Source organism: Shinella sp., assembly GCF_052438155.1.
Lineage (GTDB): Bacteria > Pseudomonadota > Alphaproteobacteria > Rhizobiales > Rhizobiaceae > Shinella.
In genome coordinates this window covers 72,788-99,621 of record NZ_JBQVPI010000019.1, presented here as the reverse complement: position 1 = coordinate 99,621, position 26,834 = coordinate 72,788, and the positions used below count along the sequence as shown (strand labels likewise).

The following is a 26,834-nucleotide window of genomic DNA, read 5'->3' as shown; positions in this document are numbered from 1 at the left end:
ACCGGGAAAGCGTCCCTGAGTAGATTTTGGGCTGCGCAAATGTCACTCATGCCCCGTTTCCTGCTTGAACCTTCCTTGTCGCTCTTCGACAAATCCTTGCGGTCGTTCGACGCCATCCTGTCCGTATCCTGTGCCATTGTTCTCGTGTTGATGGAGAACTTGTCATGGACAGGGTCATTACTGAGAAGAAACGAGATGGCTCCGATGAGCTTGCAGGCTCGTGTGAAGCCATCTCGCCCGGCCCGCCTGGGTCGAACCGTCTAATTCCATTCCCGGGGTCCGCCGCACGAACCTCCCGGGATCAAGAGGGCGCCGGGGTATCCTCGGCTTCGGCGTCCTCGTCATTCGTTCCGCTCGGTCTGGCTGCTCACGCCGTTGTTCTGAGGCTGCAAGGCGGCTTTCCGAGAATAAGGGTGAGCGGGCAGCCGGGAGGAGGAAACTGCCCGCTCGACGGTCAGCGGGAGGGGGAGGAGCGCTGACCGAATTGAGAGGTTTGGTCGCCTTCAAGGGCGCAGGAATCATGTTCCGCGGCCTTCCTGAAGAGACTGCCGGCGATGGCGATGCCCATGAGGCCAAGGCAGAAGCCGACAATGAAGGCGACGCAGGCTATGGAAAGCGCGACGATAATGGTCATGCTCTGCTCCTCGGGCCGGGTTGATTGGAACGGGCGATCGGGACAGAGCCCCTCACCGCCTCGATGGCGGACTGCGCGCTGGAATCTATCGCCGCAGCTTTTGCGTCTTCGTGCTCGGTCTCCGGGCCGCGCTTTTTCATTCCGCAGCCTCCAAAGCTTCGACCAATCCGAAGGCAGTCATGATCTCGTCGGCACGGTGCGGGAATTCCTTCGCCAGATCGGCGGCGATCTTCTTTTCCTGTGCCGGCGTGAACTTCCGGGACGCGCGCTGCCACTCGATCACGTCAAGGAGCACGTCAGCCCCGCTGTATTCTTGGACGGGATAGCTCAGCCCGTAGGTGCGGCTGATTGTGTAGCGAGCCCAGCCATCTACGATCACGTCGCCCTGGCGGATGATCGGGGTCTGGACGCGGTTAGCCGCAATATCCTTCTCAAGCCGCTCGTAGTCCGCCTTGGACAATTCCGGGAAGCAGCTTGCGAACGGCAGGCGCTTCACACCGGATGGCGGCACGTATTCCAAAGTGACGCCGGAGCTTGCGGGGAGAGCAGAAAGGGCGGTGCCCTCCCCTGTGTTAGAGGTCGGGATATCCCGGTCGCGCTCCGCGATGGCGGTTACTTCATGATCGCCTCCTGTGAGAGGTTGATCGGACGAATGGTTGCCGGTGAGGTTCTGACCGGCCTCGTCTTTCGACACGACGCTTGTGCACTGCTTTCCCGGCGTCTCAGGAGCGTCCGTCGATGCACTTTGGACTTCGGTTGCCGTTTCCGGCGAATGGGGTACGACGCTTGCTTCGGCCTCGCGCGTCGTCAGCGAGGAAGGAGCGGAGGAGGATCCGCCCGAAGTGGTGATCTCGGTATGCTTGGATACGATGGAAAGGTCGGCGTCGGAGCGCAGCGGCGCTGCCGAACGGCTCTCTGCTTGCGCGGACTGGCGTGGTTCGTCCTCAACGAAATCCGGCTGGATCAGCATGCCAAGCGCGGCAAGGTAGCTATCCAGGATAGCCTCCTGCTCAGCCCGCTCATCACGGTCCTGCTTGCGGATCTGGATGACCTTGCGCAGGATTTTTGTATCGAAGCCCGTACCCTTCGCCTCGCCGTAGATATCCTTGATATCGTCGGCAATGGTCTTCTTCTCGTCCTCCAAGCGTTCGATACGCTCGATGAAGGAACGGAGCTGGTCGCGGGCTACGCCGTGTGCGTCGGACATGGGTTATGCTCCACCTTTTGTGTTGACGAGGTCGAGGTAGCGCTTCACCTGACCGGTGAGCCCTTCGAGATCGGAGGAGTTGCTGTACGAGAGCGAGCGATTGATGCGGACGACCGCCTTCAATGCCGCGATATCGATGTTCGCACGCGCGCCTCGGCAAAGACGAGGCTCTTCAACCGGTTCTGCTCGTCCATGCGCTCTTCTATCGCGACAAGGCGACCCACGAGGCTGCGGACATCGGCGTCGTGGTTGCTCATCCGAGCTGCGAATTCAGTGGGGTTATCGAAATCTCGCATGCCTCAGCCCTCCGCGTTCAGGTCGGTAATCTCGGATTCGAGACGCTCGACGCGCTGGACGATGGCCTTGTGCTGATCGGCGGCAACGATATCGGCGCTCATGCAGCACCTTCCATCACAGGTGCGAAGTCGGACGGGCGGATGTCGAGACCGCGCGCTTTCGCTGCCTCAAGGATTGCCGGTACATGCCAGTGTGGCACCACGCCGCCAGTCCCTCCCTTGTCCTTCGGCATGCGCCACCGCATCACCGTATGGACTTTCACGTCGGTAACGTCGGCCAAGGACTTCAAGCCCTTGAACTTCTTGATAATCGTGTTGGCGGGTTCGCATCTCATGTTGGCAATGTACGATATTCATACATCATTCACAAGAGGGATTGTATGATAATCCTAACTGCATTCGTTTGCGCAGCGTGCGAAAATCGAACATGCGCGACGAAATGACAAAACAGTACCTGGATTGGATCCGGGAGAACCTTAAGAAGACCGGCAAGACGCAAAGCGGGCTGGCCTCGCACCTTGGCATCGCACATCCCCAGATCACGCAATTGCTCAAAGGAAACCGCAAACTCAAGGTCGACGAGCTTCCGCGCATTGCCGAGTATCTGGAAGCAAACCTGCCGTCTGGTGACGTTGTGCCGAGTTCCGGCGGCTTGACCGAGGGAGTTGTCGCGGGACTTGTCGAGGCGGGCGCGTTCCGCGAGGTCGATGAATTCGATCAGTCGGATCGGCAGCGGGTAGCTATCCCACGCGACGAGCTTTTTCCTAACGCCAGGCAGTTGCTATTCGACTGCTCTGGGGACAGCATGAACGACCTGAAGCCCCGCCCAATCCTGCCGGGCGACAGGCTGGTGACGATCTCCTACGAAGACGTAGAGCACCTGGTCGAACTCAAGTCTGGAATGGTAGTCGTCGTTCAACGAGAACGAGAAGGCGGGCATTTCCGCGAGTGGTCAGTGAAGCAACTCGAATTGTATCCAGATCGCAGCGAGTTCCACCCGCGATCCACCAATTCGAAGCACAAGCCCATCATCATTCGACAAGACCACGAAGCCGACGACGGCGTGACAGTGCAAGTGATTGCGCTGGTCCGGCGGGTGATGAATGAGATGCCGGGGTTCTAAGACCCGTATTCGATGTCAATTACGTCGTGGACGTGTGTGACGGCGTAGGCGACGGGTCGGCCGCGGCTAACTTTCGTCTGCACGTCCACAATGAACCCCTTCTTGTAGACGTTGTCATCAGCTTCGCGGATTTCGTGTTTGAGCTTCTGTTCTGCCATGTCCGAACCGTAAGTCAGGCTAAGCGGCTTATCAGAAATCTCTTCAATCAATACCTTCTCACCAGAGGGGCGCCCAACTGCTGCAGTATGCACGTCGCTTCTAGTGAAAACCATCAGCACACGCTCGCGAACATCGTGGGAGGGCTGGTCAATCTCGTGAAGTCTATGTTCGATGACCCTCTCAGCCGCCCTCGCTTGCTGAGTATTGAAGGTGAAGCTCGCTCTTACTTTCCGGACTCCATCCTCGAACGTAACCGCCTCGAGCGTCGAGCTCGCATTTGGATCGCGGGCGATGGCGGCTACCGCTTTTGAGAAGTCTTTCAGTTCTGACTTGCTTTCCGGAATTATTGTCGGAGAATCCTTGATCATCAGGGATGCGATCCGCCACCCCCACCTCCGAACGAAGTCCTCTACAATCATAATGTGGTCAGCCGACGCAAGGAAAGGCGCGGCAACTGCCATACTCGGGATCATGTCGACAATGGTCGAGCCTTGTCGAACCTCCTTGACAAAGAACGTTGCGTCAGACGCCAAGTCGTGGTGCTCTTCTTTGACAAACCGTTCAAATTCGTTGCCGATGGCAACAAACTGAGCAACAAAATCACCGAGCTCAACGGGCTCTTGGGTGTCAAGCGTATAGGTTAGATGAACAGGGCTCTCTATCATGAGCTGATGGTAGCGGCTGATCATTTACACTCACCTAACGCGTTTATGCAGCACAGCTGCGCAACCCAGAACGGTCAAACTCTCGGCAAGCAGATGCAATGTCGGCCAAAAACCACGACTTGGGTTCATTGCACATGTAAGAATGCCCATCGTCGCCGAGGAAGTTCATCACCGGCAGGATGCAAAAATCGTCATCGTCGCCAACAGGTCCGAGCCGAGCGACTTTGAAGCTATAGCCGGGGAACCGATTGCCCAAATAGGCCTCCATCCGTTCCTTCGATGCGAAGACCTTCGACCGGCGGGCGTACGGGGGGATGATGATGAACTCCAGAACGTCTTTCTCAACAGCCATAGTCGTATCCTCCTTCGATGCCGACGAGCTGCGCGATGACGCTCCCACATGGTCGGCAGTTGAACTTCAGATCGCCTAGAAAGGCGCTTTCGATTAGCTCGTCAGTGTCGCGAGGAATGTCCTCGCCCACCGGCAAGCGAATGTCTCTCGTGCTCTCCCTCATGCAGTTATCGCACCTTAGATGAAGCGTGAACGGCGCCGTCTCTTCCAAAGCCGCTAAGCCCATTTTGTTCTCCTTTCGTTCTTATGGAGCCAGAACGGAGCGCAGGAGTCGAGTCGAATCTCTCCGTGCGGCGACAATTCCGCATGCGGAACAAGATGTACGTTTAACATACATAACCTCTTTACATAAATGTACGATTAGCATACATTCATCCTCATCGAAACGCGGCGCCAACGGCCTCGCAGTACCGAAGAGGGATGACGTCATGGGAATGGTCACTCGCTTTCGCATTGAAGACGAAGTCGGTCGCATCATGACCGTGCACGGCGAGTTCGCCTACGACGACAACGGCTGGCTGGCTGATTTCCGCGACGAGGAAGAGGCGATGGAATGCGCCTTCGAACTGGTCGGCTCCACTGTCGGTCTTTCCGTCGAGCGGTTTCAGACCGTTTCCAAGTTCCCCGATTTCACCCCTGAGCAGATCACCGAGAGGGCAGCAGCATGATCCCGCGCCGCGTGAAGCTCCACGAACTCTACCGGGAAGTCGAGGCTTTGGGTGGCGCCAGCGAGTGCGCCGAGGACCGGGCCTACAACAAGGCCATCTGCGATGCACTCCAGACCCTTCGGGCCGCTGGCTTCGGCGACGGTTTCTACGTCGACCAGCAGGTATACGAAAGCAGCGAAAGACGCAGAGACTTGCGCGAGTGGCGTGCTCTTCGAGATGCGGCTCGTCTGGAGGCTGCGGAATGAACGCTGAGCACTCTATTGCCCGCAACACCGAATACGCCAAGCGCCTTCTGGCCAGCCTGCGTGCCAGCGGCGATGCCGACGACGCCGAACTGGTGGCAGACACCATCGAAGGTGAGACCGGCCTCGTTGAAGCAATTGGCGAGGCTCTGGACGCCATCGACGAAGAGGAGGTCATCCAGATCGGCCTCAAGGCCAAGGAAGGCGAGTTCGCCGCCCGCCGGCTTGCTTCCGAAAAGCGCGTCGAACGCATTCGGGCGACGATCGAGCAGGCCATGCTGGCGACGGAACAGACCTCGTTCCGGCTCCCGACAGGCACGGTGACGATCACCAAGCGCGCCGCCGGCCTCATCATCACCAACGAGGCCGACATTCCGGCCGGCTTCTGGATCGAGCAGGAGCGCCCTGCCCCGAAACTCGACAAGAAGGCCATCCTCAAGGCCCTCAACGACAAGACACCGGTTCCAGGCGCTGGCCTCGACAACGGCTCGTACAGCCTTTCCCTGCGGAGGAAGTGAATATGAACGCCATCACGAAATTCGACATGTCCCCGCGCCAGATCGCGCTGGTGAAGGATACCGTCGCCCGGGACTGCAACACGGATGAGTTCAATCTCTTCTGCGAAGTCGCACGCGCCAAAGGTCTCGATCCGTTCCTCGGCCAGATCATTCCCATGGTCTTCTCCAAGGACAACGCCGCCAAGCGGAAGCTCACCATCATCATCAGCCGCGACGGCCAGCGCGTCATCGCTCAGCGCTGCGGCGACTACCGGCCGGCCAGCAAGCCGCCGGAGTACGAGCGCGACAAGGAGCTGATTTCCGCCTTGAACCCGCAAGGCATCGTTTCGGCGACGGTCTATCTCTGGAAACAGGACCAGAAGTCCGGTGACTGGTACGAGGTGGCCGGCCAAGCGTTCTGGGATGAGTTCGCCCCCGTCTCTGAGGAGTGGGTCTACGATCAGGACGCCGGCAAGCGGAAGCCGACCGGCAAGAAGGTTCTGGATAGCTCCGGCAATTGGTGCCGTATGCCGCGCCTCATGATCGCCAAATGCGCTGAGATGCAGGCCCTGCGCGCCGGGTGGCCGGAGCAGTTCACCGGCCTCTACGATGAAGCCGAGATGGACCGCGCAAAGGTTCTGGACCTTTCCGCCTCCGAAATCGTCGATCACGAGCGCGAGGAAACCCGTCTCAAGGCCGTCGGCGCCAAAGATGCGATCACCGTCACCTGGGGCGACAACTGGACGCTGGAAAACGTGCCGGTCGGCCAGTTGGCTGATCGGGCGATGGAATTCATCAAGAACGAGCCGGCCGATAAGGTTTCGAAATGGCGTGATGCCAATCGGGAACCGCTGCGCGAGTTCTGGGCTCGCAATCCCGGCGATGCGCTCGAGGTCAAGAAGGCCTTGGAAGCCAAGATTGCCGGTAACCATGTGGCTATGGCGGGCTGATGATGGAAAAGCAGCGCTTCATCCTCATCAACGAAAACGTCCGCCGGAACGCGGTGGACGCCGTGATCAAGGCCGCCGCCGGCAGCGCCATTACCGTTGGCCCAGCCACACGCAGCCTCGATCAGAACGCCAAGTTCCACGCAATCTGCACCGATCTTGCCCGCTCGCATATGACATGGGCCGGAAAGCGCAGGAAGGCAGACGAGTGGAAAGTTCTCCTCGTGTCGGCTCACACGGTTGCCACTAAGGACGCTCCAGACGCCCAGAAGCCGGAGATTGTTCCCGGTCTTGAAGGTGAGTTCGTCAACATCCGCGAGAGCACCGCCCGAATGTCGGTGAAGCGCGCTGCGAGCCTCATCACCTACGCCATCGCCTTCTGCGACACGAACGGCGTCCACCTCACTGAGACCATCCGCGGCGGCTTCCATGAGGCTGCGAACGACAGGAGAGTGGCATGAGCACCCTCGATCACCTCCGAAAGTACCCGAACGCTCGTCCTTCAACGCTCGCCTGGATCGCATTGCGCGATCAGAAGACGGAACAGCTTCGGGCTGAGATACCGCGAAAGCGAATTGGCCTACTGAGCCTGCTGCTCGGCCTTTTGCGGAAGGCGGTGAAGTGATGGCCCGCACCGTTGATGAGTGGATCGGCAAGACCGACGACACCAAGGTTCCGGAAAGAGTGCGCTTGCGCGTCTTCGACCGGGAGAAAGGCATCTGCCATCTGTCCGGCCGGCCGATCGACCCCGTCCGCGACCAGTGGGACCTTGACCATAAGCTGGCGCTCATTCTCGGCGGCGAGCACCGGGAAACAAACCTCTTCCCGGCCCTACGTGAACACCATCGCCGCAAGACCGCGGCCGAGATGAAGGTCAAGTCGAAGATTGCCAAGGTCCGCAAGAAACACCTCGGCATCAAGAAAAAGTCCTCGTGGGGCGACCTCAGCCGGAGGATGGACGGCACTGTCTACAACAAGCGAACCGGGGAAATTCTTCGATGACCGACCTTACCTCACTCATTGAACGGCTGGAGAAGGCGGAAGCACCGGATCGCGAGCTGGATGAGGAAATCTGGCTCGCTGCGATCCCGGGAGCTTCCCGTAAGAACCTGCTGGCCGATCACCCGGACGAAAAACCACTCTGGGAGTATCACGACATCGAACGCAATACCTGTTTCCGTGGCGGGATCATCCCATCCTATACCTCCTCCATCGACGCCGCCGTATCTCTGGCGGAGCGGGTTCTGCCTGGGTGGGGATGGTCTGTGGAGTCGAAGACCCACCACATCATGGCTTGCCTTAACCCTGAGTTCGGGGAGCCGGTCGGTAAGCACCCTCATTGGGCTGCAATCTCCAACCTGAGCAGCCGAACGTTTGAAGACGCCGCGACACCCGCGATGGCCCTTCTACTCGCCACCCTCCGCTCCCTCCAGTCCAAAGGTGATGCATGACCGAGATCTACAAAGACGGGCCTCTGAAAGGTCAGGCGTCGGTTCACGCGCTCATCAGCGCCGACGCGGTCAAGTGTCTGCAACACGCCTCGAAAGATACGGGATATTCGCTCGAGCGTCTGGTTGAGATAAGCGCCGAGGGAGCCGCCTTGTCCTACGCAAAATCCACCAAGCTTCTGAAAGACGGTGAAGCATGACCTCCTCCGCCCCCATAGCCGCTATCGAGCGGGAGAAGAAAGTCCTGACGGCGAAGCCGCTCCCTGATCAAGAGTACCTTCTTTCGATCCTTTCATACGACGAAGCTCAAGGGACTATTTTGTGGAAGGTTAGGACATCGCTGCAGGTCGGCAGCGTTAATGGATGGAATACCCTTTTTGCCGGGAAGGAAGCATTTAGGAGAACTGATCGCTATGGATACCGGCAAGGGAAGATTGATGGTAAATCATACCTCGCCCATCGGATCATTTGGAAAATGGTCAATGGCGAGGATCCGGATTTTATAGACCACATCAACAACGTGAGATCAGATAACCGGATTTCAAATCTTCGCTCCTGCACCCATGCGGAGAACAGCCGAAATTGTTTTAAGTCACCTGGGGCGTCCTCTCAATACCGAGGCGTTTGCTGGGATAAGCGTGACAAAGCTTGGGTCGCAAGAATTTCAGACGGCGAAGGTGGGAAAAGGAGCCTCGGCTACTTCAAATACGAGGAATTAGCCGCACTTGCATATGACGCTGCGGCTCGCGAGATGCATGGCGATTTCGCCATCCTCAACTTTGCCCGCTCTCTCACCAAGGGAGAGTCCGATGCAGGTAACTGACGAGATGATTGAGGCCGCGTGCGCCGCCTCTCTTGAGGGCTACACCCCGTGGGGGAGCAGGTCTTGGGATATTGGCAAGGATAGAGAGGAGTATCGCATCGTTATTCGCGCCGCCCTCACCGCTGCGCTTGCTGAACAGTCGCAACAGGGGGCAGAGGAACAGGTAGCGTTCACGCTGTCTGACGCGTCTCGTTTGCTCAGGAAACAGGATATCCAAGGGGTCTGCCCACACCCTGATGATTGCTTCTACGAAAGCGACCGCGTCCGGTGCGGACCTTGCGCCGTGAAAGCGTCGGCGGCCAAGGGCATTGAGATTGACGACACGCATTCGCACCTGCCGGAGGTGTGCCGTCTTCGACGCGAAGTAGAGGCCGCCACGGCCCGCATCACCGACCTTGAGGAAACCCGCGCCGCCCTCTCTGCCCTCGTAGAGGAGCAACCGGCGGCCGTAACGGCTGAACAGACGCGGCAGAGAATGGAGGAGCCTTTTGGCTATGTTTACGAACATACGGTTCGCTATCCTTCGCATGGTGGTCGCCAGCGAGAGTTTCGCTTCCTCAAGAAGCGTCAGGGAATTTCTGATGACGATCGCAGCGAATTCGAAATCCTCGAAACACCTGTTTATGCCTCCCCTGTCCGCTCTGCCATCGCCCCCGCACCTGCCGGTGTGGTAGTGGTCAGTAAACTGGTTGAGGCCTTGAATGCCGCGAGCGAATGGATCGGCATCCTGAGATGTTCGACCGGCAACGTCGTGATGGACTCTTTCGACGACAGAGATCCTCGGATTGTCGAGGAGCGCGCAAAAAAGCTGATCGACGAGGCGCTAGCTCTTTCCTCCCCCTCCCTCGTACATGCCGAGGACGGTATGGCGCACGGCTCCGCCACCAGCACGAACGGATCGGGAGATCAGCCATGATCGCCAACTCGAACGAGGCCGATCTTCGGAAGCAGGCCCGGCGCCTACGCGCCATCGTGGCCCGCCGCATCAAGCGCGTCGCCGAACTTCGCATGGAACGCGATAACGCTGACTGGAAGCTGCGCGAGGTCGAGCGTCAATTGGCCGAATACGCCACCATCAAATCATCTGGAAACGGGGGCGGCGAATGACGATCCGCTACGGCTCCGTCTGCTCGGGCATCGAGGCAGCAACCAGGGCATTCCACGCTCTGGGCTGGAGCCCTGCATTCTTCGCTGAAATCGAAAAGTTTCCTTCTGCGGTGCTTGCCCACTGGTATGGCTCGAACATGCCAGGCGAACCGCTCGCAACGAACGGGGTGCCGAACTATGGCGACTTCACGCAAATTGGCGCCGACGCCGGACCTGTTGACCTTCTTGTCGGAGGAACACCCTGCCAGTCCTTCTCGGTCGCAGGAAAGCGTCTCGGACTGGATGATCCGCGCGGCAACCTCGCCCTCGAATATCTCGCACTGGCTCGCCGTCTTGGCGCCCGCTGGATCCTCTGGGAAAACGTCCCCGGCGTCCTTTCCTCTAGCAGCAGCGATGAGCCGGCCGAAGAAGGTGAAGAGGCCGAAGGGCTCGAAAGCGCCGACTTCGCCACGTTCCTCAGCTTCGTTCAAGAATGCGGGTATGGGTTCGCCTACCGAGTTCTTGACACTCAATATGTCCGAGTGGACGAATACGCTCGTGCCGTCCCCCAGCGACGGCGCCGTGTCTTCGTTGTCGGATATCTTGGAGACTGGCGACGTGCCGCCGCGGTACTACTTGAGCCCGACGGCATGCGCTGGGATTCTCCGCCGCGCCGAGAGCCGAGGTCGGGAATTGCCATCGGTGCTCTCGCAGGCACTTCACCAGGTGGCGGCTGGCGTATAGGAGCCGACGAGGCTGCTGCCGGCCAAATCGTTGCCGAAGTTGCGGCGACGTTACCGAGTGGCGGCAATGCGACAGGGGGCGATCGTCAGCCAGGCACAAGCGCCGAGACGGCCGGGACCATGCTCGTGGCCGAAGTCGTGCCATTTGACACGACGCAGATCACCAGCGCCGCCAACTATTCAAGCCCGCTCCCCGGCGATCCTTGTCACCCGCTTGCGGCCGGCGCCCATCCTCCTGCTGTAGCGTTCCAGGAACGCGGCAGAGACGGAGGCCGCAGCGTCGAGTGGCAAGAAGACTTGGCTTATAGCCTCAATGCTCCGGCCGGGGGCGGCCGCCGACAAGAGATGAACATCGCCTGGTCGATCATGCCCCAGAACAGCAGCAAGGATTACAAGGCCCGTCAGGTCGATGTCGCGCAGCCACTCATGGCGGGTGGCCCGGTCGGCGGTAACCAAGGTGGCGACTTCATCCAGCAGGCCTGGGCCGTCCGACGCCTGACACCACGCGAATGCGAACGCCTTCAGGGCTTCCCCGACGACTTCACCAGCGTTCCCTTCAACGGAAAACCAGCCGCCGACGGCCCTCGTTACAAGGCCCTCGGCAACAGCATGGCCGTGAACGTCATGTGCTGGCTCGGCCAGAGGATCGACATCATGGAAAAGCTTATCCAGAGCGGTGCGCTCGATGCCCCCGCCAGCAAATCGAAGGGATCGGTCGAATGAAGTTCCTTTCCCGATTTTTCCGCCGCCGCGCGCCGGCTCTCACCCTGCCCGATCTCTTGGGAAAGGTGGTGGCAGAAAGCATCGTCAAGGCCGTTACAGCCGAGCCAAACAAGCCTCTTTCGCCTATCGGCTTCCGATGGGCATGTGCCATTGCCCTCAAGCAATACTGGCCCGATCTCGATATCCGAACCGCTGCCTACTGGCTGACCGACTATGTCGGCGTGCCTATCGGCTCCACCGGCTACACATGGACATATGCCGCCGCGCAGGATCTCGCGCGCGAATACGTCGAGCAGTTTGGGGAGGCTGCCTGATGTCGATCACCACAGAAGCGAAGGGCTCCGCGCTGCCGCCAGTCGTTACCGGTCAAATGGAGATCGATCCCGATGTAACCGCAGCAGACCTCGGCGTGAATGCGGATCCGGCGCCGGAGACCTGTGAACGTTGCCAAGGCAACGGCGAGATCGTTACCGATTGGGACCGCTATCGCCACCCTCATCCCAGCGACAAGGGCGATGAAGCTGTGGCCGAGTGCCCCGATTGTGGCGGCGAAGGCATCATCGACTGCGCCGTCACCCCAACAGCACCGAGGGTGCGGAATGGCTAAAAATCAGCTGGCTAATTACTCAGGCGCCGAATTTCTAGCTCTGCGTCCGCAAGTTCGGCCTCCCAGAGAGCGATGTCATCTGGTGTTGCTTTCTTCGGGAGCGCGTCAGCCGCGTACGCATTCAGCATCGCAAGTGCTGTTCTCCGGCGAGACTCAGCCACGCTTCTCAAAAGTTCTAGAACTGCTGCGTCGTCAAAATCTTCGGTCATCGGCTGGCAGTAATTGCTTTTCTGGGGAGAGGCAAGTTGGCGGGCTGAGGTCCCCATCGCCGAGGTCGAGGGAGCACGCCGCCATCGCAGCAACTGGCTCCTGCACCGCCAAGCTTGCCGACGCCCGCTCCGCTCTGTCGAAGGAGCCGGGAGATGGGTGAGCCTGTTTTGCCCTACATCTACCGCTGGAACCGCCAGGACCGCAAAGGCCAGCCCTGCGAGGTGATTGCCCGCGGCACCATGAATTCCTGCGCCGTTCGTTTTGCTGATGGGTACTCGATGGTCACGAGCCGCAACGCCTTGATGAAGAACAAGGCGAGAGACGAGGTCCGAAAATGACCGCGCCCGCCCTCGTCCAACCAGCCCGACGCGTGCGAGCCAGTGAGCGCGCACTGCGCATTGCGCTGAAGGTAATTCAGGAAGCGGGACTGCCTGTGGATAAGCTGTGCGTAACCGGTGGGCAAATCGAAATCCATTGCGGCCACGTTGATGAAGCGGCGCCCTCAGTCGACCATGGAGGCCTCAAGGATTGGTGAGGGATCCCATGAAGGTCGAATATCCAGGCCTGATACGGCAAAGGCTGCCGTCAGGCACGGTCATCTATCGCGTTCGTCCCAAGGGCCAACATGCGAAGCGAATCCAGATTGACGGGATCCCGGGCACCGAAGAGTTCAGCCGGCAATACAACCTTGCCCGCCGCGGCGTGAAGCCCGACCCACAGAAAAGGCCCTCGGAGGAGGCGCTACCGCAATCGATCGGCTGGCTAGTCCATACCTATCTCGAATACCTTGAGGAGCGAGCGAAGGCTGGCACCACGAGCGCCAAGACGATCAAGAAAAAGAGAAACCTGCTGGCAAAGCTCATTGTTGATCCTGATCGGAAGATGCAGGTGCCGCGTGAGAAGCTGATTGAGATGCAGGATAAAATGGCTGCATCTCCCGCTCAAGCCGACGCCTTTATCGAGGCGGTCGCCGTCCTCTTTGATTGGGCGATCGAGCGCAAGCACATCAAGGAGAACACGGCGCGCGGCATCAAATCCGTTTACAAGAAGGGAGACGGTGCCAAACCGTGGAAAGCCGCGGATGTCACCGCGTTCTTCGCCAAACACAAGGCCGGCACCACTCCCCATGTGGCTATGTCTGTCCTGCTATGGACGGGCTGCCGGATCGAAGACCTTACAATCCTCGGCCGGGATCATGAATGCGTCATCGACAGCATTGAGGCGCTACGGTGGGTTCCCCTGAAGAAGGGTTCAACGGAGGTTTGCATTCCCCTGCTTGATCCATTGAAAGCAGCCGTACGCGCTCCGAAGGTTCTGGCAACCACATACGTGGCCAAGCGCGGGGGGAACACCTACGCCAGCGGAGATGCTATGTCGGCCATGTTTAAGCGTTGGTGCCAGGACGCAGGCCTCGGTCATTTGTCGGCCCACGGCGTCCGAAAGGGCCTAGCTGAGGTGCTGGCTGAGATGGGCAGTTCGCAGTACGACATCATGGCCATTCTGGGCCATTCGGAAGCCAAAACCAGCGAGGTTTACACCCGCCGTGTCGAGCGCTGGAACCTTGCCAAGACTGCGCTGGCTAAGGTCGGCAAGATGGGGCTTTGGGGATGATTGGTCCAACGGCTCAAAAACGTTGGACCACAAAGAAATCTATGTAGTTGATTACAAAAAGAAAAACCCGGCACTAGGCCGGGTTCTTGGTGCGGTCGAGAAGACTCGAACTTCCACGGGTTGCCCCACAGCGACCTCAACGCTGCGCGTCTACCAATTCCGCCACGACCGCATCGTGGTAGGCGTCGACTTGCGCCGACGGAGGTGCATGTAGCAAAAGCATTTGGGGCGCACAAGGCCGTGTGACAAGAAAAATGACGGAAAGCGGAACAATTTCAACAGGTCCTTCGCAAAGCCCTGGAAACCCCTGAAATCCTTGCACGATCGCCCCTATATCTGGCAGAACGGAACCAAAAGGACGGCCCCTCCATGCAGCGTCAGGACATTTCGACATCCTTCCTCGCGATTCCCGGCTCGCCTCCGGTGCGCTGGCGCATCGCACGCGATCTCGTCTCCTATGACGAAGCCGTCGAAACCATGGAAAACGAGGCGACCGCGATTGCCCGCGGCGAGGCCGACGAACTCGCCTGGCTCGTCGAACACCCCCCGCTCTATACCGCTGGAACCAGCTCGGACGCGGCCGATCTCGTCGCGCCGGATCGCTTCCCGGTGTTTTCCACAGGCCGCGGCGGCGAATACACCTACCATGGCCCCGGCCAGCGCGTCGTCTACGTCATGCTGGACCTGAAACGCCGGCGGCAGGATGTGCGCGCCTTCGTGGCGGCGCTCGAAGCCGTGGTGATCGGCACGCTCGATTCCATGAATGTCCGCGGCGAACGGCGCGAGGACCGCGTTGGCGTCTGGGTGCGCCGTCCTGAACGCCCGCCGCTGCCGGACGGCTCGCCCGCCGAGGACAAAATCGCCGCGATCGGCATCCGCCTGCGCCGCTGGGTGAGCTTTCACGGCTTCTCGCTGAATGTCGATCCGGATCTCGAGCATTTTTCCGGCATCGTGCCCTGCGGCATCCGCGGCTATGGCGTGACGAGCCTGGTCGATCTGGGCCTGCCCGTGATGATGAGCGATGTGGATGTCCGCATCCGCGATTCGTTCGAGCAGGTGTTCGGCCCGACCATTTCCGAAGCGGACTGTCAGCCGAAAAGCCTGTCGCAGGCATAGATGATCGCATAGCCGTGCAGCACGATGGCGGCGTAGAGGCCGAAGCCGGCGAGCAGCCGCTGCGGCGCGGTCAGCGGATCGAGCGCCCGGCGTGGCTTGACGCCGCCGGCACCGATAAGGCTGAGCACGGTGAAGACGGCAAGGCCGGCGATCAACATCTGAGCCGGCAATCCGATTCGCCAGCCGACCCAGAGAATGACCAGCGTCACGAGGAAACTTGCGACGAGAAGGCTTGTACGGGTCGAGAAGACCTGGCGCATGACCTGTCCACCGTCGAAGCGATGCATGGGCAGCAGGTTCAGCAGGTTGAAGGCACCGAGAATCAGCAGGAAGACCATAAGCGCACCACCGACCATATGGCTGGAGGTATCGTGCAGCGCGATGATCGGCGGGACGAGAAAGGCCGACATGCCCGCCCCCATGAGGGCGCAGACCGCCACCTCGAAACGGGAATTGTAGGGTCTTCCGCCAACGGCGATGCCGCCGAGCAGCGGCAGGAAAATCATGCGCACGCGCTGGTGCCCAAAGGCACGGTAGGCGGCCATATGGCCGAATTCGTGCAGGACGATCACGACGGTGAGCATGGAGGACAACAACAGGCCGCGCAGGCTTAGCCCGAAGAACGGCCAGAGCAGCAAGGTGGAAAACACCGCCAGCCCCACCTGCATCAACGGACGCTCCAGAACGCCCCGCACCTCGCCATTTCCCGTCGCCAGCCATTGGTCGAGCGCCTTCATCTCGCGGCGGAGCTGGATGTAGCGGAAGAGGAGAAAGGCGACGCCGCGATACTTGTCGGTCTGCTCGACGGTCAGCGCCGTGCCGCCCGAAACCGGGCGCAAAAAACGCCGCTCGACGTAGTTTTTCCAGAAGGATGCGTCGAGTGCACTGTCCTCGACGACCCGGGTCTCACAGGCGAGGCCTGCGATATCGGTTGTCTCGCTCACCGCGAGCGTGCGGGTGATCGGCTCACCCCGGCGGTCGGGATAGGAAAAGGTCTGCCTGACGCGATTGTCGGCCAACCGATTGCTGGAGAGAATCGAGGGATGCCAATCAGCCTCTGCGCCAAGCGGGCTGACCAGTGCCACGATGCGGCTCGGAGGCGCGCTGAAAACGCGTGTGAGCCGGAGCGTGCGGCGCCCGACCGGCGCGGCGATCAAAAGCCAGATCAGGCCAAGATTGATCGCCAGAAGCAGAAGCACCGAAAACGATGTCGACATTGCCCATCCTCCCTGTCCGTCATGGCAGGCAGGGCTAGGCTAACGGCAACTTCCTAACAAACGTTAAGAACCGCAGATCAGGCGAAGTCCATGATCACGGCATCGACGGCCAGGCTTTCGCCCGGCTTGGCATGGATGGAGCCGACCGTCAGGTCGCGGTCCGCGCGCAGCACGTTTTCCATCTTCATCGCCTCGACGACGGCCAGCGTTTCGCCCGCCTTCACCTCCTGCCCCTCGCTGACGGCGATGGAAACGACGAGGCCCGGCATCGGGCAAAGCAGCATTTTCGATGTATCCGGCGGCAGCTTTACCGGCATCAGAGCGTCGAGTTCGGCAAGCCGCGGTGTGAAGACACGGCTGCGCACGGAAAGGCCCTGCCAGTCGATGCGCATGCCGTTCGGGAAGGGCCGCAGCTGCGCGGTCACGCCGCGGCCGTCGATCATACCATGCCAGACCGCCTCGCCGGGCCGCCAATCGCTCTGGACGGCGTCGTCCGTGGCGAGCGTGTGATAGGCGTCACCGATCTTCACCACCCAGTCCTTGCGCTGCGTGGCGCCCGGGCGCAGCCGATCGAGATGATGGGCGCGGCGTTCGGCATCGATGAGGTGGGCTGAGAGCGCAATGCGGGCGAGAATGGCGGCCTGTTGGGCATCCGGCGCCATCGGCGCAAAGCCATCCGGATATTCCTCGGCGATGAAGCCCGTGGAAAGCCGCCCTTCGCGCCAGCGCGGATGGCGCATCAGGGCAGCGAGAAACGGTACATTGTGCTCGATGCCGTCCACCACGAAGCCGTCGAGCGCATCGCTCATCGCGTCGATGGCCTCGAGGCGGGTCGGCGCCCAGGTGCAGAGCTTTGCCACCATCGGGTCGTAATACATCGAGATTTCGGCCCCCTCGTAGACGCCGGTATCGTTGCGCACCACCGTTTCGCCGCTCTTTCCTTCGGCGGGCGGACGGTAACGGGTAAGGCGGCCAATAGAGGGAAGAAAGTTGCGGTAGGGATCTTCGGCATAGAGCCGGCTTTCGACGGCCCAGCCGTTGAGCTTGATGTCCGCCTGCGCCAGTGCCAGCTTCTCACCGGCAGCGACGCGGATCATCTGCTCGACAAGGTCGATGCCGGTCACGAGTTCCGTCACAGGATGCTCGACCTGCAGGCGCGTGTTCATTTCGAGGAAGTAGAAATTGCGGTCGCGATCGACGATGAATTCAACCGTTCCGGCGCTCTGGTAGTCGACGGCCTTGGCGAGCGCTACCGACTGCTCGCCCATCGCGCGCCGCGTCGCTTCGTCGAGGAAGGGCGAAGGGGCCTCTTCGACGACCTTCTGGTTTCGCCGCTGGATGGAGCATTCGCGCTCGCCAAGATAGAGCGCCGTGCCGTGTGCGTCGGCCAGCACCTGGATTTCGATATGGCGCGGATCGACGATGTATTTTTCGATGAAGACGCGGTCGTCGCCAAACGAGCTTTTCGCTTCCGAGCGGGCACGGTCGAAGCCGTCGCGCACCTCGGCCTCGCTCCAGGCGATGCGCATGCCCTTGCCGCCACCGCCGGCCGAGGCCTTGATCATCACAGGATAGCCGACCTCGCCGGCGATGCGCTCGGCATGGGCCGCGTCCTCGATGACGCCCAAAAAACCCGGAACGGTCGAGACATTGGCCGCATTGGCGAATTTTTTCGATTCGATCTTGTCGCCCATGGCGCGGATCGCCTTCGGCTTCGGGCCGATGAAGATGATGCCGTCGGCTTCCAGCGCCTCGCAGAAGCTGGCGCGCTCCGAGAGGAAGCCGTAGCCGGGATGCACCGCCTCGGCGCCCGTCTCCTTGCAGGCGGCGATGATCTTTTCCGCGATGAGGTAGCTTTCAGCCGCAGGCGCCGGGCCGATATGTACGGCCTCGTCCGCCATCTCGACATGCAGGGCGTCACGGTCGGCATCGGAATAGACCGCAACAGTGGCAATGCCCATCCTGCGTGCCGTCTTGATGACGCGGCAAGCGATCTCGCCGCGATTGGCAATCAGGATTTTCTTGAACATGCTTTCCTCCCGGCAGTCTCAGACGGGAGTTGTAGCCACAAACACCCTGCCCGTACAACGGCACCGCAACCGCTATTCACCCGTTGCGTCAGGCACTTTAGTCGAAGGCGATGTCGGCCGAAGCTTTCCGGTTCTTGTGTTCGCGCCAGATGATGAAGAGGCCGGAGGCGACGATGATGGCAATGCCGAGCCATTTCGACGGTGTCGGGAAGTCGCCGAAGATCGCGTAGCCGAGCACGGTCGCCGAGATGATCTCGAAATACTGGAACGGTGCGAGCAGTGACAGCGGAGCCATGCGGAAGGCGCGCACGACCAGCATATGCGCATAGCCGGACAGCGCGCCAAGGATGATGAGCAGGACGAGCGCAAAGACCGATGTCGGCAGCGACGGGGCAAAATCGCCAATGCCGGCCGAATGGCCCGCAAAAAGTGCTGCGCCCATGAAGATCGTGCCGCCGAAGCCGGCGATGGTCTGCATGGTCAGCGGCGAATCGGCATCGCCGAGCGCGCGATTCATGAAGAGGTAGATCGAATAGAGGAAGGCGCAGGCGACCGGCAGCAGCGCCGTCCAGCCGAACAGCACGAAGCTCGGCTGGATGACGATGAGCGCACCGCCGAAGCCGACGATGATGGCAAGCCAGCGCCGCCAGCCGACCCTGTCGCCGAGGAAGGTGGCGGACATGGCCGTCAGGATGAAGGGCTCGACGAAATAGATCGCGAAGACATCGGCGAGCGGCATGTATTTGACCGCCGCGAAGAACAGCAGGCTTGCCGCGCCGTGGATGGCGCCTCGCAGCAGGTTCAGCCACGGCTGCTTCGGCCGCAAGGTTGCGGCACCGGCGGCGGTGAAGATCAGCGGGATCGTGCAGACGACCTGAAAGAAGAAGCGGTAGAACGTCACCTGGCCGGGCGACATGTCCGCAAATGTCGCCATATATTTGGCGATCGCGTCCATGCCGGGCAGAAGCAGCATGGCGACGGACATCAGCACGACGCCCCGCATGATACTTCCGTCCTGTTGGTCCGTCGTGGTGCTCATGATGCGACTCCCTGGATCGCCCCTGCATAGCCCTTTTCCGCCGTCCCGCAATGCCGTAAATCCTGCCCCCCGGACTACCGGCACGCAGGCGTCGCGAAGCGGCGCATTTGAGGTAGAAGGCGATCGCGGATTGCCTGTAAACTCTCGGCGAAGACAATGGAGGCCGCGATGACCTTTCCCGGCGAGAACAACACGATCCCCTTTCCTTCCGGCCGCGCCGACGGCGATACGCTCGGCGGCCGCATCTGGCGGGCGCGCGATGCGCTGGGCCTGTCTCTGGCAGATCTCGCCTCCCGCCTCGGCCTGCCGGAAGAAACGGTCAGCGGCTGGGAACGCGATCACGCCGAGCCCGACACTAAGGCGATGTTCATGCTCGCCGGCGTGCTCTCCGTCTCGCCCTCCTGGTTGATCGCCGGCATCGGCGAGGCGCCGGCGGACCCGACCGGTGACGAGCACCTGCACCCGCTGCTGCGCCAACTTCGTGAAATCCACCAACTCCACGACCAGACGGGCAAGGCGATCACAGCGCTCGAAGCCGAGATCGCCAAATTGATCAAATCAGATCACGGCTGACATTTTTGCCATTACCGCACTTGAGGCGTCGGACCGGCTCTGCAATGGTCCGCCCGAATAGAGAATCCGCATAGGGAGATAGAAGATGGACGTACGCGCCGCCGTTGCCGTTCAGGCCGGAAAGCCGCTGGAAATCATGACCGTACAGCTTGAAGGCCCGCGCGCCGGCGAAGTGCTGGTTGAAGTCAAGGCGACCGGCATCTGCCATACCGACGACTTCACGCTGTCGGGTGCCGATCCGGAAGGCCTGTTTCCCGCCATTCTCGGCCATGAAGGCGCCGGCATTGTCGTCGATGTCGGCCCTGGCGTAACCTCGGTGAAGAAGGGCGACCATGTCATTCCGCTCTACACGCCGGAATGCCGCGAATGTTATTCCTGTCTGTCGCGCAAGACGAACCTCTGCACCTCGATCCGCGCCACCCAAGGCCAGGGCCTGATGCCGGACGGTACCTCGCGCTTCTCGATCGGCAAGGACAAGATCCATCATTACATGGGCTGCTCGACCTTCTCGAACTTTACGGTCCTGCCGGAGATCGCGCTCGCCAAGGTCAATCCCGACGCGCCCTTTGACAAGATCTGCTACATCGGCTGCGGCGTCACTACCGGCATCGGCGCCGTCATCAACACGGCGAAGGTGGAGATCGGCTCGACGGCCATCGTCTTCGGCCTCGGCGGCATCGGCCTCAACGTGCTGCAGGGCCTGAGGCTCGCCGGTGCCGACATGATCATCGGCGTCGACATCAACCCCGACCGCGAGGAATGGGGCAGAAAATTCGGCATGACGCATTTCGTCAACGCCAAGGAAGTCGGCGACGACATCGTGCCCTATCTCGTCAACATGACGAAGCGCAACGGCGACCTGATCGGCGGCGCGGACTATACGTTCGACTGCACGGGCAACACCAAGGTGATGCGCCAGGCGCTGGAAGCCTCGCATCGCGGTTGGGGCAAGTCTGTCATCATCGGCGTTGCCGGTGCGGGCCAGGAGATCTCCACCCGTCCGTTCCAGCTCGTCACCGGGCGTAACTGGATGGGCACCGCCTTCGGCGGCGCGCGTGGCCGCACCGACGTGCCGAAGATCGTCGACTGGTACATGGAGGGCAAGATCCAGATCGATCCGATGATCACCCACACCATGCCGCTCGAGGACATCAACAAGGGCTTCGAGCTGATGCATTCGGGCGAATCGATCCGCGGCGTGGTGGTCTATTGACGTCTACGGACCACTACAGCGTCGACGTGCGGAGGCTGCATGCATTCTCCGCCGTCGAACTCTATGCGCTGCTTAAGCTGCGCGTGGATGTCTTCATCGTCGAGCAGGCCTGCGTCTATCCGGAACTGGACGGCAAGGACCCGGAAGCGCTTCATCTTCGCCTGCTGATCGACAGTGAGACGGCCGCCTATGCGCGACTGTGGCGGCCGCTCGACGCGCCGCCACGCATAGGCCGGGTGCTTGTCGCACCCAATCATCGCGGCAAACGCCTTGGTGACGCCGTCATGCGCGAAGCGATCCGCGTCTGCGAAATACATTTTCCCGGCGAGCCGATTGCGCTGTCCGCGCAAAGTCACCTGGAGCGCTTCTACCGGTCCCTTGGCTTCACGCCGACATCGGAGGAATATGTCGAGGACGATATTCCGCATATCGACATGCAGCGTCCTGCCGGCCATTCTTGAGCATGCAAAAGAACAGCACCATGATCTATGTCGACGCCGATGCCTGCCCGGTAAAGGCCGAAATCCTGAAGGTTGCCGAACGGCACGAGATGGAAGTGACCTTCGTCGCCAATTCCGGCCTGCGCCCGTCGCGGGACCCGATGGTGAAGAACATCATCGTGTCCGGCGCCTTCGACGCCGCGGACAACTGGATCGCCGACCATGTCGGCGACGATGACATCGTGATAACGGCCGACGTGCCGCTTGCGGTGCGCTGCGTCGAGAAGGGCGCGCACGTGACCGGCCCGACCGGCCGGCTCTTCGACAAGACCAATATCGGCATGGCGAGCGCCATGCGTGACCTTGGCGCGCATCTGCGCGAGACCGGTGAAAGCAAGGGCTACAACGCCGCTTTTTCGCCGCGCGACCGCTCCGCCTTCCTCGAAACGCTCGATCGCCTCTGCCGCCGCGCGAAAAATGCCCGCACGGGGCCTGCTGCATGAGCAAGGATCCGGGGCAGAGGATCTTTGGGCGCCACGTCCCCTTCTATGCCGGCATCTGCGCGGCGGCGCTCGGCCTCGCGGTTGCGCTCTGGCTGAAGCCGGATTTCGCCATCGAGATCGCTGCCGTCGCCTTCTTCCTCTGCTATCTGCTGCTGACCGCCTGGCGCGTGCCCTACCTCACGGCCGCCCATCTCGAACACTATGCGACGGATAGCGACGAGCCGGTGGCCATCATCTTCGGCGTGACCTTCGCCGCCGCCGCCGTCTCGACGGGGTCGCTCTTCGTGGTGCTGAACCGGCCGGCGGCGTCACTTGCGGAATTCCTCCTTGCCTTCGCGTCCGTCGCGCTCGGCTGGCTCACCATCCACACGATGGCTGCGATGCATTATGCCCATCTTTACTGGCGGCCCGGCGCCGCGGAAACCGGCCGCGACGCCGGCCGCGGCCTCGATTTCCCGGGGGATGCCGCACCCGGCGCCTATGATTTCCTGTATTTCGCCTTTGTCATCGGCATGACGGCGCAGACCTCGGACGTCGCCATCACCTCGACGGCGATGCGCAAGGTCAACCTGCTGCACGCCGTGGTTTCCTTCTTCTTCAACACGGTGCTGGTCGCCGCTGCCGTCAACGCGGCGGTGTCGCTCGCAACCTGACATAATCGGAGTTTCCTGATGAAAGTGCTGTCCCAGAACACCGCCTTCGGCGGCATGCAGGGTGTGTTCACCCATGATTCCGAGGCCTGCAAAGGTGAAATGACCTTCGCCGTCTTCGTGCCGCCGCAAGCGATCCAGGAGCCGCGCCCGGTGCTGTGGTATCTCTCCGGCCTCACCTGCAGCCATGCAAACGTGATGGAAAAGGGTGAGTACCGCCGCATGGCCGCCGAACTCGGCCTCATCATCGTCTGCCCGGATACCAGCCCGCGCGGCAACGACGTGCCGGACGAACTCACCAACTGGCAGATGGGCAAGGGCGCCGGCTTCTATCTCGACGCCACCGAGCAGCCCTGGGCCGAAAACTTCCAGATGTACAGTTATGTCACGGAGGAGCTGCCGAACTTCGTAAGCCAACACTTCCGCATAGACATGAGCCGCCAGGGCATTTTCGGCCACTCGATGGGTGGTCATGGCGCCATGACGATCGCGCTGAAAAACCCGGAGCGCTTCAAGAGCTGCTCGGCCTTCGCGCCGATCGTCGAACCCTCGACCGCCGACTGGTCGATGCCCGCCTTCGAAAAGTATCTCGGGGCCGACAAGGCAGCCTGGCGTGAATACGATGCGTGCGCGCTTGTCGCCGACGGCGCCCGTTTCCCGGAATTCCTGATCGACCAGGGCAAGGCCGACGGCTTCCTGGACAACGGCCTGCGGCCCTGGCTCTTCGAGGAGGCGATCAAGGGCACGGATATCGGGCTGACGTTGCGCATGCACGAGCGTTATGACCACTCCTACTATTTCATCTCGACCTTCATGGACGATCACCTGAAATGGCATGCCGAACGCCTCGGCTGAGGAAGAGATATGGCCGGGGTGCATGGCTGACATGTCACCCCTGCCCTTGCCCTTCCCGTCCGGATCGGCAATAGTCCGCCCGGTAGACGACTACCGCCGGACGTTTCGTCCGGTCACGATCGCGGGGACGGCCTCGCTCCTTTGAAACGGAGTAGGCATCATGCCCTGGATTCTTCTCGCTCTCGCCGGCCTTTTTGAAATCGGCTGGGCGATCGGCCTCAAATACACCGACGGCTTCACCAAACCGCTTCCCACGGCACTCACCGCCGGCTCGATGGTCATCTCGATCGTGCTGCTCGGCCTTGCCGTGAAAACGCTGCCGATCGGCACGGCCTATGCGATCTGGACCGGTATCGGTACCGTCGGCACGGTGATGCTCGGCATCTTCCTCTTCGCCGAGCCGGTAACGGCGATGCGCATGGGCTGCATTGCGCTCATCGTCACCGGCATCCTTGGGCTGAAGTTTGCGGCCTAACGACGGTTGTCGAGGGCGAAAGCCCCCGGCCCTGCGGCGGTCAGATACAGGAAGATGAAGCAGAACAGCGCCGCTGCATCGCCGCGGTTGTTGATCGGGAAAAAGCTTTGCGGCGCATGCGCCATGAAATAGGCGACCGCCGCGAAGCCGCAGAGCACGAAGGCCACAGGCCGCGTGAAAAGACCCACCAGAATCAGCAGGCCGCCGACAATCTCCAGCACGCCCGCCAGGCCGATCAGGTTCATGAGATCGCCGAAGGGCTGTTCGGCCGGTGGAAAATTGAAGAATTTCTGCGTGCCGTGCTCGATGAGCAGCAGCGCGGTCATGATTCGAAGCACTCCCAGCGCTTGCGGCCGATAGGCGGACAATCGGTCGAACATGCCATTCACTCCCTTCCGTTTCACTCAGAGGGGAATGTTAGCATGCTTCTTCCACGGATTTTCCAGATCCTTGTTGCGCAGCAAGCGTAGCGCGCGGGCGATGCGCTTGCGGGTCGAATGCGGCATGATCACTTCGTCGATATACCCGCGTTCCGCCGCAACGAAGGGCGAGAGAAAACGATCCTCGTACATCTTGGTGTGTTCTGCGATCTTCTCAGGGTCTTTGATATCCTTGCGGAAGATGATCTCGACTGCCCCTCGCGCGCCCATCACGGCGATCTGCGCCGTCGGCCAGGCATAGTTGATATCGCCGCGCAGATGTTTTGACGCCATCACGTCATAGGCGCCGCCATAGGCTTTTCGCGTGATCAGCGTCACCTTGGGGACGGTCGCCTCGGCAAAGGCGAAGAGCAGCTTGGCGCCATGCTTGATGAGGCCGCCATATTCCTGCGCGGTGCCCGGCAGGAAGCCCGGGACATCGACGAAGGTCACGACGGGAATGCTGAAGCAGTCGCAGAAGCGCACGAAGCGCGCGGCCTTGCGGCTGGCGTCGGAATCAAGCACGCCGGCCAGCACCATCGGCTGGTTGGCGACGAAGCCGACCGTCGAACCTTCGATGCGACCGAAGCCGCAGACGATGTTTTTGGCAAAACTCTCCTGGATCTCGAAGAAATCGCCCTCGTCGACGGTCTTGAGGATCAGTTCCTTAATGTCATAAGGCTTGTTGGCATTGGCCGGGATGAGTGTGTCGAGCGACTCATCGACATCCTCGACCGACTGGAAGCACTCGATCTCCGGCACGGGAGATGTGTTCGACTGCGGCAGGAAATCGACGAGGCGGCGCACCTGCAACAGCGCATCGACGTCATTGTCATAGGCACCGTCGGCGATCGACGATTTCGTCGTGTGCACGGAGGCGCCACCAAGTTCTTCCGCGGTAACGGTCTCGTTCGTCACCGTTTTCACCACATCCGGGCCGGTCACGAACATGTAGGACGTGTCGCGCACCATGAAGATGAAATCCGTCATGGCCGGCGAATAGACGTCGCCGCCGGCACATGGCCCCATGATGACCGAAATCTGCGGGATGACGCCGGAGGCGAGCACGTTGCGCTGAAAGACTTCCGCATAGCCGCCAAGCGCTGCGACGCCTTCCTGGATGCGTGCGCCTCCCGCGTCGTAAAGCCCGATGATCGGCGCGCGGTTCTTCAGCGCCATGTCCTGGACCTTCATGATCTTCTGGGCATGGGTTTCGGAAAGCGAGCCGCCGAAAACCGTGAAATCCTTGGCGAAGACGAAGACGGTACGGCCATTGACCGTGCCCCAGCCAGTGACGACACCGTCGCCCGCGATCTTCGACTTCTCCATGCCGAAATCTGTCGAGCGATGCTCAACGAACATGTCGAACTCCTCGAACGAGCCCTCGTCCAGAAAGACATCGATGCGTTCGCGCGCCGTCAGCTTGCCGCGCTTGTGCTGGGCATCGATGCGTACCTGGCCGCCGCCCATGCGGGCGCGTTCGCGCCGGACTTCGAGCTCGTGGAGAATTTCCTTCATGCCTTCGGTTCCTCCCGTTTCACCAATGGCTTAGCATGCGGGATCGGGAGCTTGAAGGGCCTCTGCCTAGATCGATGGTCTTAGGCGATCAATCGCAGGCAATTGCCTGGGTGACGACGCAGGGCGCGACCTTTTTCTGCGAGCCTTCGGAAAGCGCCCGCGAACGAACCGTCCGCGCGGCCTCGGTCGGGATGACGAGCGGGCCGCTGTCCTTGCGCGAATGGGTCTGCACGACCTGACGTGTGGACGGCGCACGCTGGCGACCGGCATGTTTGCGCCCCTTGCCGGGGCGCTTGTCATTGGCGGCCTTGCCAGTAGCAACCGGGGCGAGATGGTAGGCGATCGCCACGCGCTTGGCGATCGCATCGGCGAGCGCGGCCTCGCGTCCCTTGCGGCCCGGCATGAAACTATTGACCGTCATGACCTGGCGCAACGAGGTGCTGCCCTTGAGGTCGGAGAGCATGATCGTCACGTTGGCCGAACTCTGGCCACCTGCCGACTGGGTGACGCCCGACACGCGCACATCCATCGCCGCGCGATCGATCGAAACGGCACGACGTGTCGCCTTGGCAGAGCGCTTCAGGTGCTCGCCGGTGCGTTTCAGGACGGTCGGTGGCACGCTATCGTCGCCGCTGACGACGACTTTCCGGATATCCCGGACGGGAAATCCTTCAGCAGCAGCGCCAAGCGGCGCGACGAAGAGAAGGCTGACTGACAGGAGAGCACGAAGAAGGAACTGCATGGA

Annotated in this window: 37 protein-coding genes, 1 tRNA gene and 1 pseudogene; 26 read left to right on the top strand and 13 right to left on the bottom strand. The window is 61.0% G+C overall.

Going from position 1 to position 26,834, the window contains the following annotated elements; all coding sequences use genetic code 11:
• Positions 1-454: 454 nt before the first annotated feature.
• The 4 genes and pseudogenes from ACT6VE_RS25785 to ACT6VE_RS25770 all read right to left on the bottom strand — a co-directional run bounded on the left by ACT6VE_RS25785 (position 455) and on the right by ACT6VE_RS25770 (position 2,472).
• A complete protein-coding gene (locus ACT6VE_RS25785; protein WP_444801188.1) occupies positions 455-634 on the bottom strand; it encodes a hypothetical protein in 180 nt (59 codons plus the stop codon).
• A 955-nt stretch (positions 635-1,589) separates the two neighbouring features.
• Positions 1,590-1,841, bottom strand: a pseudogene (locus ACT6VE_RS25780) (DUF2312 domain-containing protein); the annotation flags it as partial.
• Positions 1,842-1,960: 119 nt separating this feature from the next.
• Positions 1,961-2,098 (bottom strand): hypothetical protein, encoded by a 138-nt coding sequence (locus ACT6VE_RS25775; protein WP_444801187.1) that lies wholly within the window; start codon positions 2,096-2,098, stop codon positions 1,961-1,963.
• A 137-nt stretch (positions 2,099-2,235) separates the two neighbouring features.
• Positions 2,236-2,472, bottom strand: coding sequence for a hypothetical protein (locus tag ACT6VE_RS25770; protein ID WP_444801186.1), 237 nt, complete (start codon positions 2,470-2,472; stop codon positions 2,236-2,238).
• A 92-nt stretch (positions 2,473-2,564) separates the two neighbouring features.
• Here ACT6VE_RS25770 and ACT6VE_RS25765 point away from each other — a divergent pair, with 92 nt between their 5' ends.
• The gene (locus tag ACT6VE_RS25765) at positions 2,565-3,260 is read left to right on the top strand and encodes a LexA family protein (protein ID WP_444801185.1); all 696 of its coding nucleotides are present in this window, start codon (positions 2,565-2,567) and stop codon (positions 3,258-3,260) included.
• Here the strand turns inward: ACT6VE_RS25765 and ACT6VE_RS25760 are convergent.
• Positions 3,257-4,108, bottom strand: coding sequence for a hypothetical protein (locus tag ACT6VE_RS25760; protein ID WP_444801184.1), 852 nt, complete (start codon positions 4,106-4,108; stop codon positions 3,257-3,259). The two genes, ACT6VE_RS25765 and ACT6VE_RS25760, sit on opposite strands and share 4 nt — an antisense overlap.
• A gap of 19 nt (positions 4,109-4,127) precedes the next feature.
• Positions 4,128-4,436, bottom strand: a complete 309-nt coding sequence (locus ACT6VE_RS25755) for a hypothetical protein (RefSeq protein ID WP_444801183.1) — start codon at positions 4,434-4,436, stop codon at positions 4,128-4,130.
• Between the two features lie 428 nt (positions 4,437-4,864).
• Between ACT6VE_RS25755 and ACT6VE_RS25750 the strand changes: the two genes are divergently transcribed.
• The 17 genes from ACT6VE_RS25750 (at position 4,865) to ACT6VE_RS25670 (ending at position 14,041) form a co-directional block, all read left to right on the top strand.
• Entirely contained in the window at positions 4,865-5,104 is a 240-nt protein-coding gene (locus tag ACT6VE_RS25750; RefSeq protein ID WP_444801182.1) for a hypothetical protein, read from the top strand.
• A complete protein-coding gene (locus tag ACT6VE_RS25745; protein WP_444801181.1) occupies positions 5,101-5,349 on the top strand; it encodes a hypothetical protein in 249 nt (82 codons plus the stop codon). The genes ACT6VE_RS25750 and ACT6VE_RS25745 overlap by 4 nt, the downstream gene beginning before the upstream one ends.
• Positions 5,346-5,864, top strand: a complete 519-nt coding sequence (locus tag ACT6VE_RS25740; RefSeq protein WP_444801180.1) for a siphovirus Gp157 family protein — start codon at positions 5,346-5,348, stop codon at positions 5,862-5,864. The genes ACT6VE_RS25745 and ACT6VE_RS25740 overlap by 4 nt, the downstream gene beginning before the upstream one ends.
• 2 nt (positions 5,865-5,866) lie before the next feature.
• Positions 5,867-6,793, top strand: a complete 927-nt coding sequence (bet, locus tag ACT6VE_RS25735) for a phage recombination protein Bet (protein WP_444801179.1) — start codon at positions 5,867-5,869, stop codon at positions 6,791-6,793.
• 2 nt (positions 6,794-6,795) lie between these two features.
• Positions 6,796-7,251 carry a recombination protein NinB gene (locus ACT6VE_RS25730; protein WP_444801194.1) on the top strand — a complete coding sequence of 152 codons (456 nt, stop codon included), beginning with the start codon at positions 6,796-6,798 and terminating at the stop codon, positions 7,249-7,251.
• Positions 7,248-7,415 carry a hypothetical protein gene (locus ACT6VE_RS25725; RefSeq protein ID WP_444801178.1) on the top strand — a complete coding sequence of 56 codons (168 nt, stop codon included), beginning with the start codon at positions 7,248-7,250 and terminating at the stop codon, positions 7,413-7,415. The genes ACT6VE_RS25730 and ACT6VE_RS25725 overlap by 4 nt, the downstream gene beginning before the upstream one ends.
• The gene (locus ACT6VE_RS25720) at positions 7,415-7,792 is read left to right on the top strand and encodes an HNH endonuclease (protein ID WP_444801177.1); all 378 of its coding nucleotides are present in this window, start codon (positions 7,415-7,417) and stop codon (positions 7,790-7,792) included. Before ACT6VE_RS25725 ends, ACT6VE_RS25720 begins: the two co-directional genes overlap by 1 nt.
• The gene (locus ACT6VE_RS25715) at positions 7,789-8,241 is read left to right on the top strand and encodes a hypothetical protein (protein ID WP_444801176.1); all 453 of its coding nucleotides are present in this window, start codon (positions 7,789-7,791) and stop codon (positions 8,239-8,241) included. The genes ACT6VE_RS25720 and ACT6VE_RS25715 overlap by 4 nt, the downstream gene beginning before the upstream one ends.
• Positions 8,238-8,438, top strand: coding sequence for a hypothetical protein (locus tag ACT6VE_RS25710; protein ID WP_444801175.1), 201 nt, complete (start codon positions 8,238-8,240; stop codon positions 8,436-8,438). The genes ACT6VE_RS25715 and ACT6VE_RS25710 overlap by 4 nt, the downstream gene beginning before the upstream one ends.
• Entirely contained in the window at positions 8,435-9,061 is a 627-nt protein-coding gene (locus ACT6VE_RS25705) for an HNH endonuclease (protein WP_444801174.1), read from the top strand. Before ACT6VE_RS25710 ends, ACT6VE_RS25705 begins: the two co-directional genes overlap by 4 nt.
• On the top strand, positions 9,048-9,977 hold the full coding sequence (locus ACT6VE_RS25700; protein WP_444801173.1) for a hypothetical protein: 930 nt from the start codon (positions 9,048-9,050) through the stop codon (positions 9,975-9,977). The genes ACT6VE_RS25705 and ACT6VE_RS25700 overlap by 14 nt, the downstream gene beginning before the upstream one ends.
• The gene (locus ACT6VE_RS25695) at positions 9,974-10,168 is read left to right on the top strand and encodes a hypothetical protein (protein ID WP_444801172.1); all 195 of its coding nucleotides are present in this window, start codon (positions 9,974-9,976) and stop codon (positions 10,166-10,168) included. The genes ACT6VE_RS25700 and ACT6VE_RS25695 overlap by 4 nt, the downstream gene beginning before the upstream one ends.
• Complete coding sequence (locus tag ACT6VE_RS25690; RefSeq protein ID WP_444801171.1) at positions 10,165-11,613, top strand: DNA cytosine methyltransferase; 1,449 nt, start codon at positions 10,165-10,167, stop codon at positions 11,611-11,613. The genes ACT6VE_RS25695 and ACT6VE_RS25690 overlap by 4 nt, the downstream gene beginning before the upstream one ends.
• A complete protein-coding gene (locus ACT6VE_RS25685) occupies positions 11,610-11,927 on the top strand; it encodes a hypothetical protein (RefSeq protein ID WP_444801170.1) in 318 nt (105 codons plus the stop codon). Before ACT6VE_RS25690 ends, ACT6VE_RS25685 begins: the two co-directional genes overlap by 4 nt.
• On the top strand, positions 11,927-12,220 hold the full coding sequence (locus ACT6VE_RS25680) for a hypothetical protein (protein WP_444801169.1): 294 nt from the start codon (positions 11,927-11,929) through the stop codon (positions 12,218-12,220). The genes ACT6VE_RS25685 and ACT6VE_RS25680 overlap by 1 nt, the downstream gene beginning before the upstream one ends.
• A 362-nt stretch (positions 12,221-12,582) precedes the next feature.
• On the top strand, positions 12,583-12,768 hold the full coding sequence (locus ACT6VE_RS25675; RefSeq protein ID WP_444801168.1) for a hypothetical protein: 186 nt from the start codon (positions 12,583-12,585) through the stop codon (positions 12,766-12,768).
• A 205-nt stretch (positions 12,769-12,973) separates the two neighbouring features.
• Complete coding sequence (locus tag ACT6VE_RS25670; RefSeq protein WP_444801167.1) at positions 12,974-14,041, top strand: tyrosine-type recombinase/integrase; 1,068 nt, start codon at positions 12,974-12,976, stop codon at positions 14,039-14,041.
• An 87-nt stretch (positions 14,042-14,128) separates the two neighbouring features.
• Here ACT6VE_RS25670 and ACT6VE_RS25665 read toward each other — a convergent pair.
• Positions 14,129-14,213, bottom strand: a tRNA-Leu gene (locus ACT6VE_RS25665).
• A 197-nt stretch (positions 14,214-14,410) separates the two neighbouring features.
• Between ACT6VE_RS25665 and lipB the strand changes: the two genes are divergently transcribed.
• On the top strand, positions 14,411-15,157 hold the full coding sequence (lipB, locus tag ACT6VE_RS25660; protein WP_444801166.1) for a lipoyl(octanoyl) transferase LipB: 747 nt from the start codon (positions 14,411-14,413) through the stop codon (positions 15,155-15,157).
• On the opposite strand, the gene ACT6VE_RS25655 is transcribed toward lipB, so the two are convergent.
• From ACT6VE_RS25655 to ACT6VE_RS25645, 3 genes are all read right to left on the bottom strand, one after another.
• On the bottom strand, positions 15,130-16,374 hold the full coding sequence (locus ACT6VE_RS25655) for a hypothetical protein (RefSeq protein WP_444801165.1): 1,245 nt from the start codon (positions 16,372-16,374) through the stop codon (positions 15,130-15,132). The two genes, lipB and ACT6VE_RS25655, sit on opposite strands and share 28 nt — an antisense overlap.
• 77 nt (positions 16,375-16,451) lie before the next feature.
• Positions 16,452-18,404, bottom strand: a complete 1,953-nt coding sequence (locus ACT6VE_RS25650) for an acetyl-CoA carboxylase biotin carboxylase subunit (protein ID WP_444801164.1) — start codon at positions 18,402-18,404, stop codon at positions 16,452-16,454.
• 97 nt (positions 18,405-18,501) lie between these two features.
• Positions 18,502-19,443 (bottom strand): DMT family transporter, encoded by a 942-nt coding sequence (locus ACT6VE_RS25645; protein ID WP_444801163.1) that lies wholly within the window; start codon positions 19,441-19,443, stop codon positions 18,502-18,504.
• Between the two features lie 168 nt (positions 19,444-19,611).
• Between ACT6VE_RS25645 and ACT6VE_RS25640 the strand changes: the two genes are divergently transcribed.
• From ACT6VE_RS25640 to ACT6VE_RS25610, 7 genes are all read left to right on the top strand, one after another.
• Positions 19,612-20,016: a helix-turn-helix domain-containing protein gene (locus ACT6VE_RS25640; RefSeq protein ID WP_444801162.1), complete on the top strand. Its 405-nt coding sequence runs from the start codon at positions 19,612-19,614 to the stop codon at positions 20,014-20,016.
• A gap of 85 nt (positions 20,017-20,101) precedes the next feature.
• Positions 20,102-21,229: an S-(hydroxymethyl)glutathione dehydrogenase/class III alcohol dehydrogenase gene (locus ACT6VE_RS25635; RefSeq protein WP_444801161.1), complete on the top strand. Its 1,128-nt coding sequence runs from the start codon at positions 20,102-20,104 to the stop codon at positions 21,227-21,229.
• Positions 21,226-21,690 carry a GNAT family N-acetyltransferase gene (locus ACT6VE_RS25630; RefSeq protein WP_444801160.1) on the top strand — a complete coding sequence of 155 codons (465 nt, stop codon included), beginning with the start codon at positions 21,226-21,228 and terminating at the stop codon, positions 21,688-21,690. Before ACT6VE_RS25635 ends, ACT6VE_RS25630 begins: the two co-directional genes overlap by 4 nt.
• A gap of 20 nt (positions 21,691-21,710) precedes the next feature.
• Positions 21,711-22,172 carry a YaiI/YqxD family protein gene (locus ACT6VE_RS25625; RefSeq protein WP_444801159.1) on the top strand — a complete coding sequence of 154 codons (462 nt, stop codon included), beginning with the start codon at positions 21,711-21,713 and terminating at the stop codon, positions 22,170-22,172.
• Positions 22,169-22,825, top strand: coding sequence for a DUF1345 domain-containing protein (locus tag ACT6VE_RS25620; RefSeq protein ID WP_444801158.1), 657 nt, complete (start codon positions 22,169-22,171; stop codon positions 22,823-22,825). The genes ACT6VE_RS25625 and ACT6VE_RS25620 overlap by 4 nt, the downstream gene beginning before the upstream one ends.
• 18 nt (positions 22,826-22,843) lie before the next feature.
• Entirely contained in the window at positions 22,844-23,677 is an 834-nt protein-coding gene (gene fghA / locus ACT6VE_RS25615) for an S-formylglutathione hydrolase (protein WP_444801157.1), read from the top strand.
• A gap of 160 nt (positions 23,678-23,837) precedes the next feature.
• Positions 23,838-24,152: a DMT family transporter gene (locus tag ACT6VE_RS25610; protein WP_444801156.1), complete on the top strand. Its 315-nt coding sequence runs from the start codon at positions 23,838-23,840 to the stop codon at positions 24,150-24,152.
• Here ACT6VE_RS25610 and ACT6VE_RS25605 read toward each other — a convergent pair.
• The 3 genes from ACT6VE_RS25605 to ACT6VE_RS25595 form a co-directional block, all read right to left on the bottom strand.
• Positions 24,149-24,532, bottom strand: a complete 384-nt coding sequence (locus ACT6VE_RS25605) for a DoxX family protein (RefSeq protein WP_444801155.1) — start codon at positions 24,530-24,532, stop codon at positions 24,149-24,151. The genes ACT6VE_RS25610 and ACT6VE_RS25605 overlap by 4 nt on opposite strands.
• Before the next feature lie 24 nt (positions 24,533-24,556).
• Positions 24,557-26,089: an acyl-CoA carboxylase subunit beta gene (locus ACT6VE_RS25600; protein ID WP_444801154.1), complete on the bottom strand. Its 1,533-nt coding sequence runs from the start codon at positions 26,087-26,089 to the stop codon at positions 24,557-24,559.
• 88 nt (positions 26,090-26,177) lie between these two features.
• Positions 26,178-26,831 (bottom strand): hypothetical protein, encoded by a 654-nt coding sequence (locus tag ACT6VE_RS25595; protein ID WP_444801153.1) that lies wholly within the window; start codon positions 26,829-26,831, stop codon positions 26,178-26,180.
• Positions 26,832-26,834: the final 3 nt, after the last annotated feature.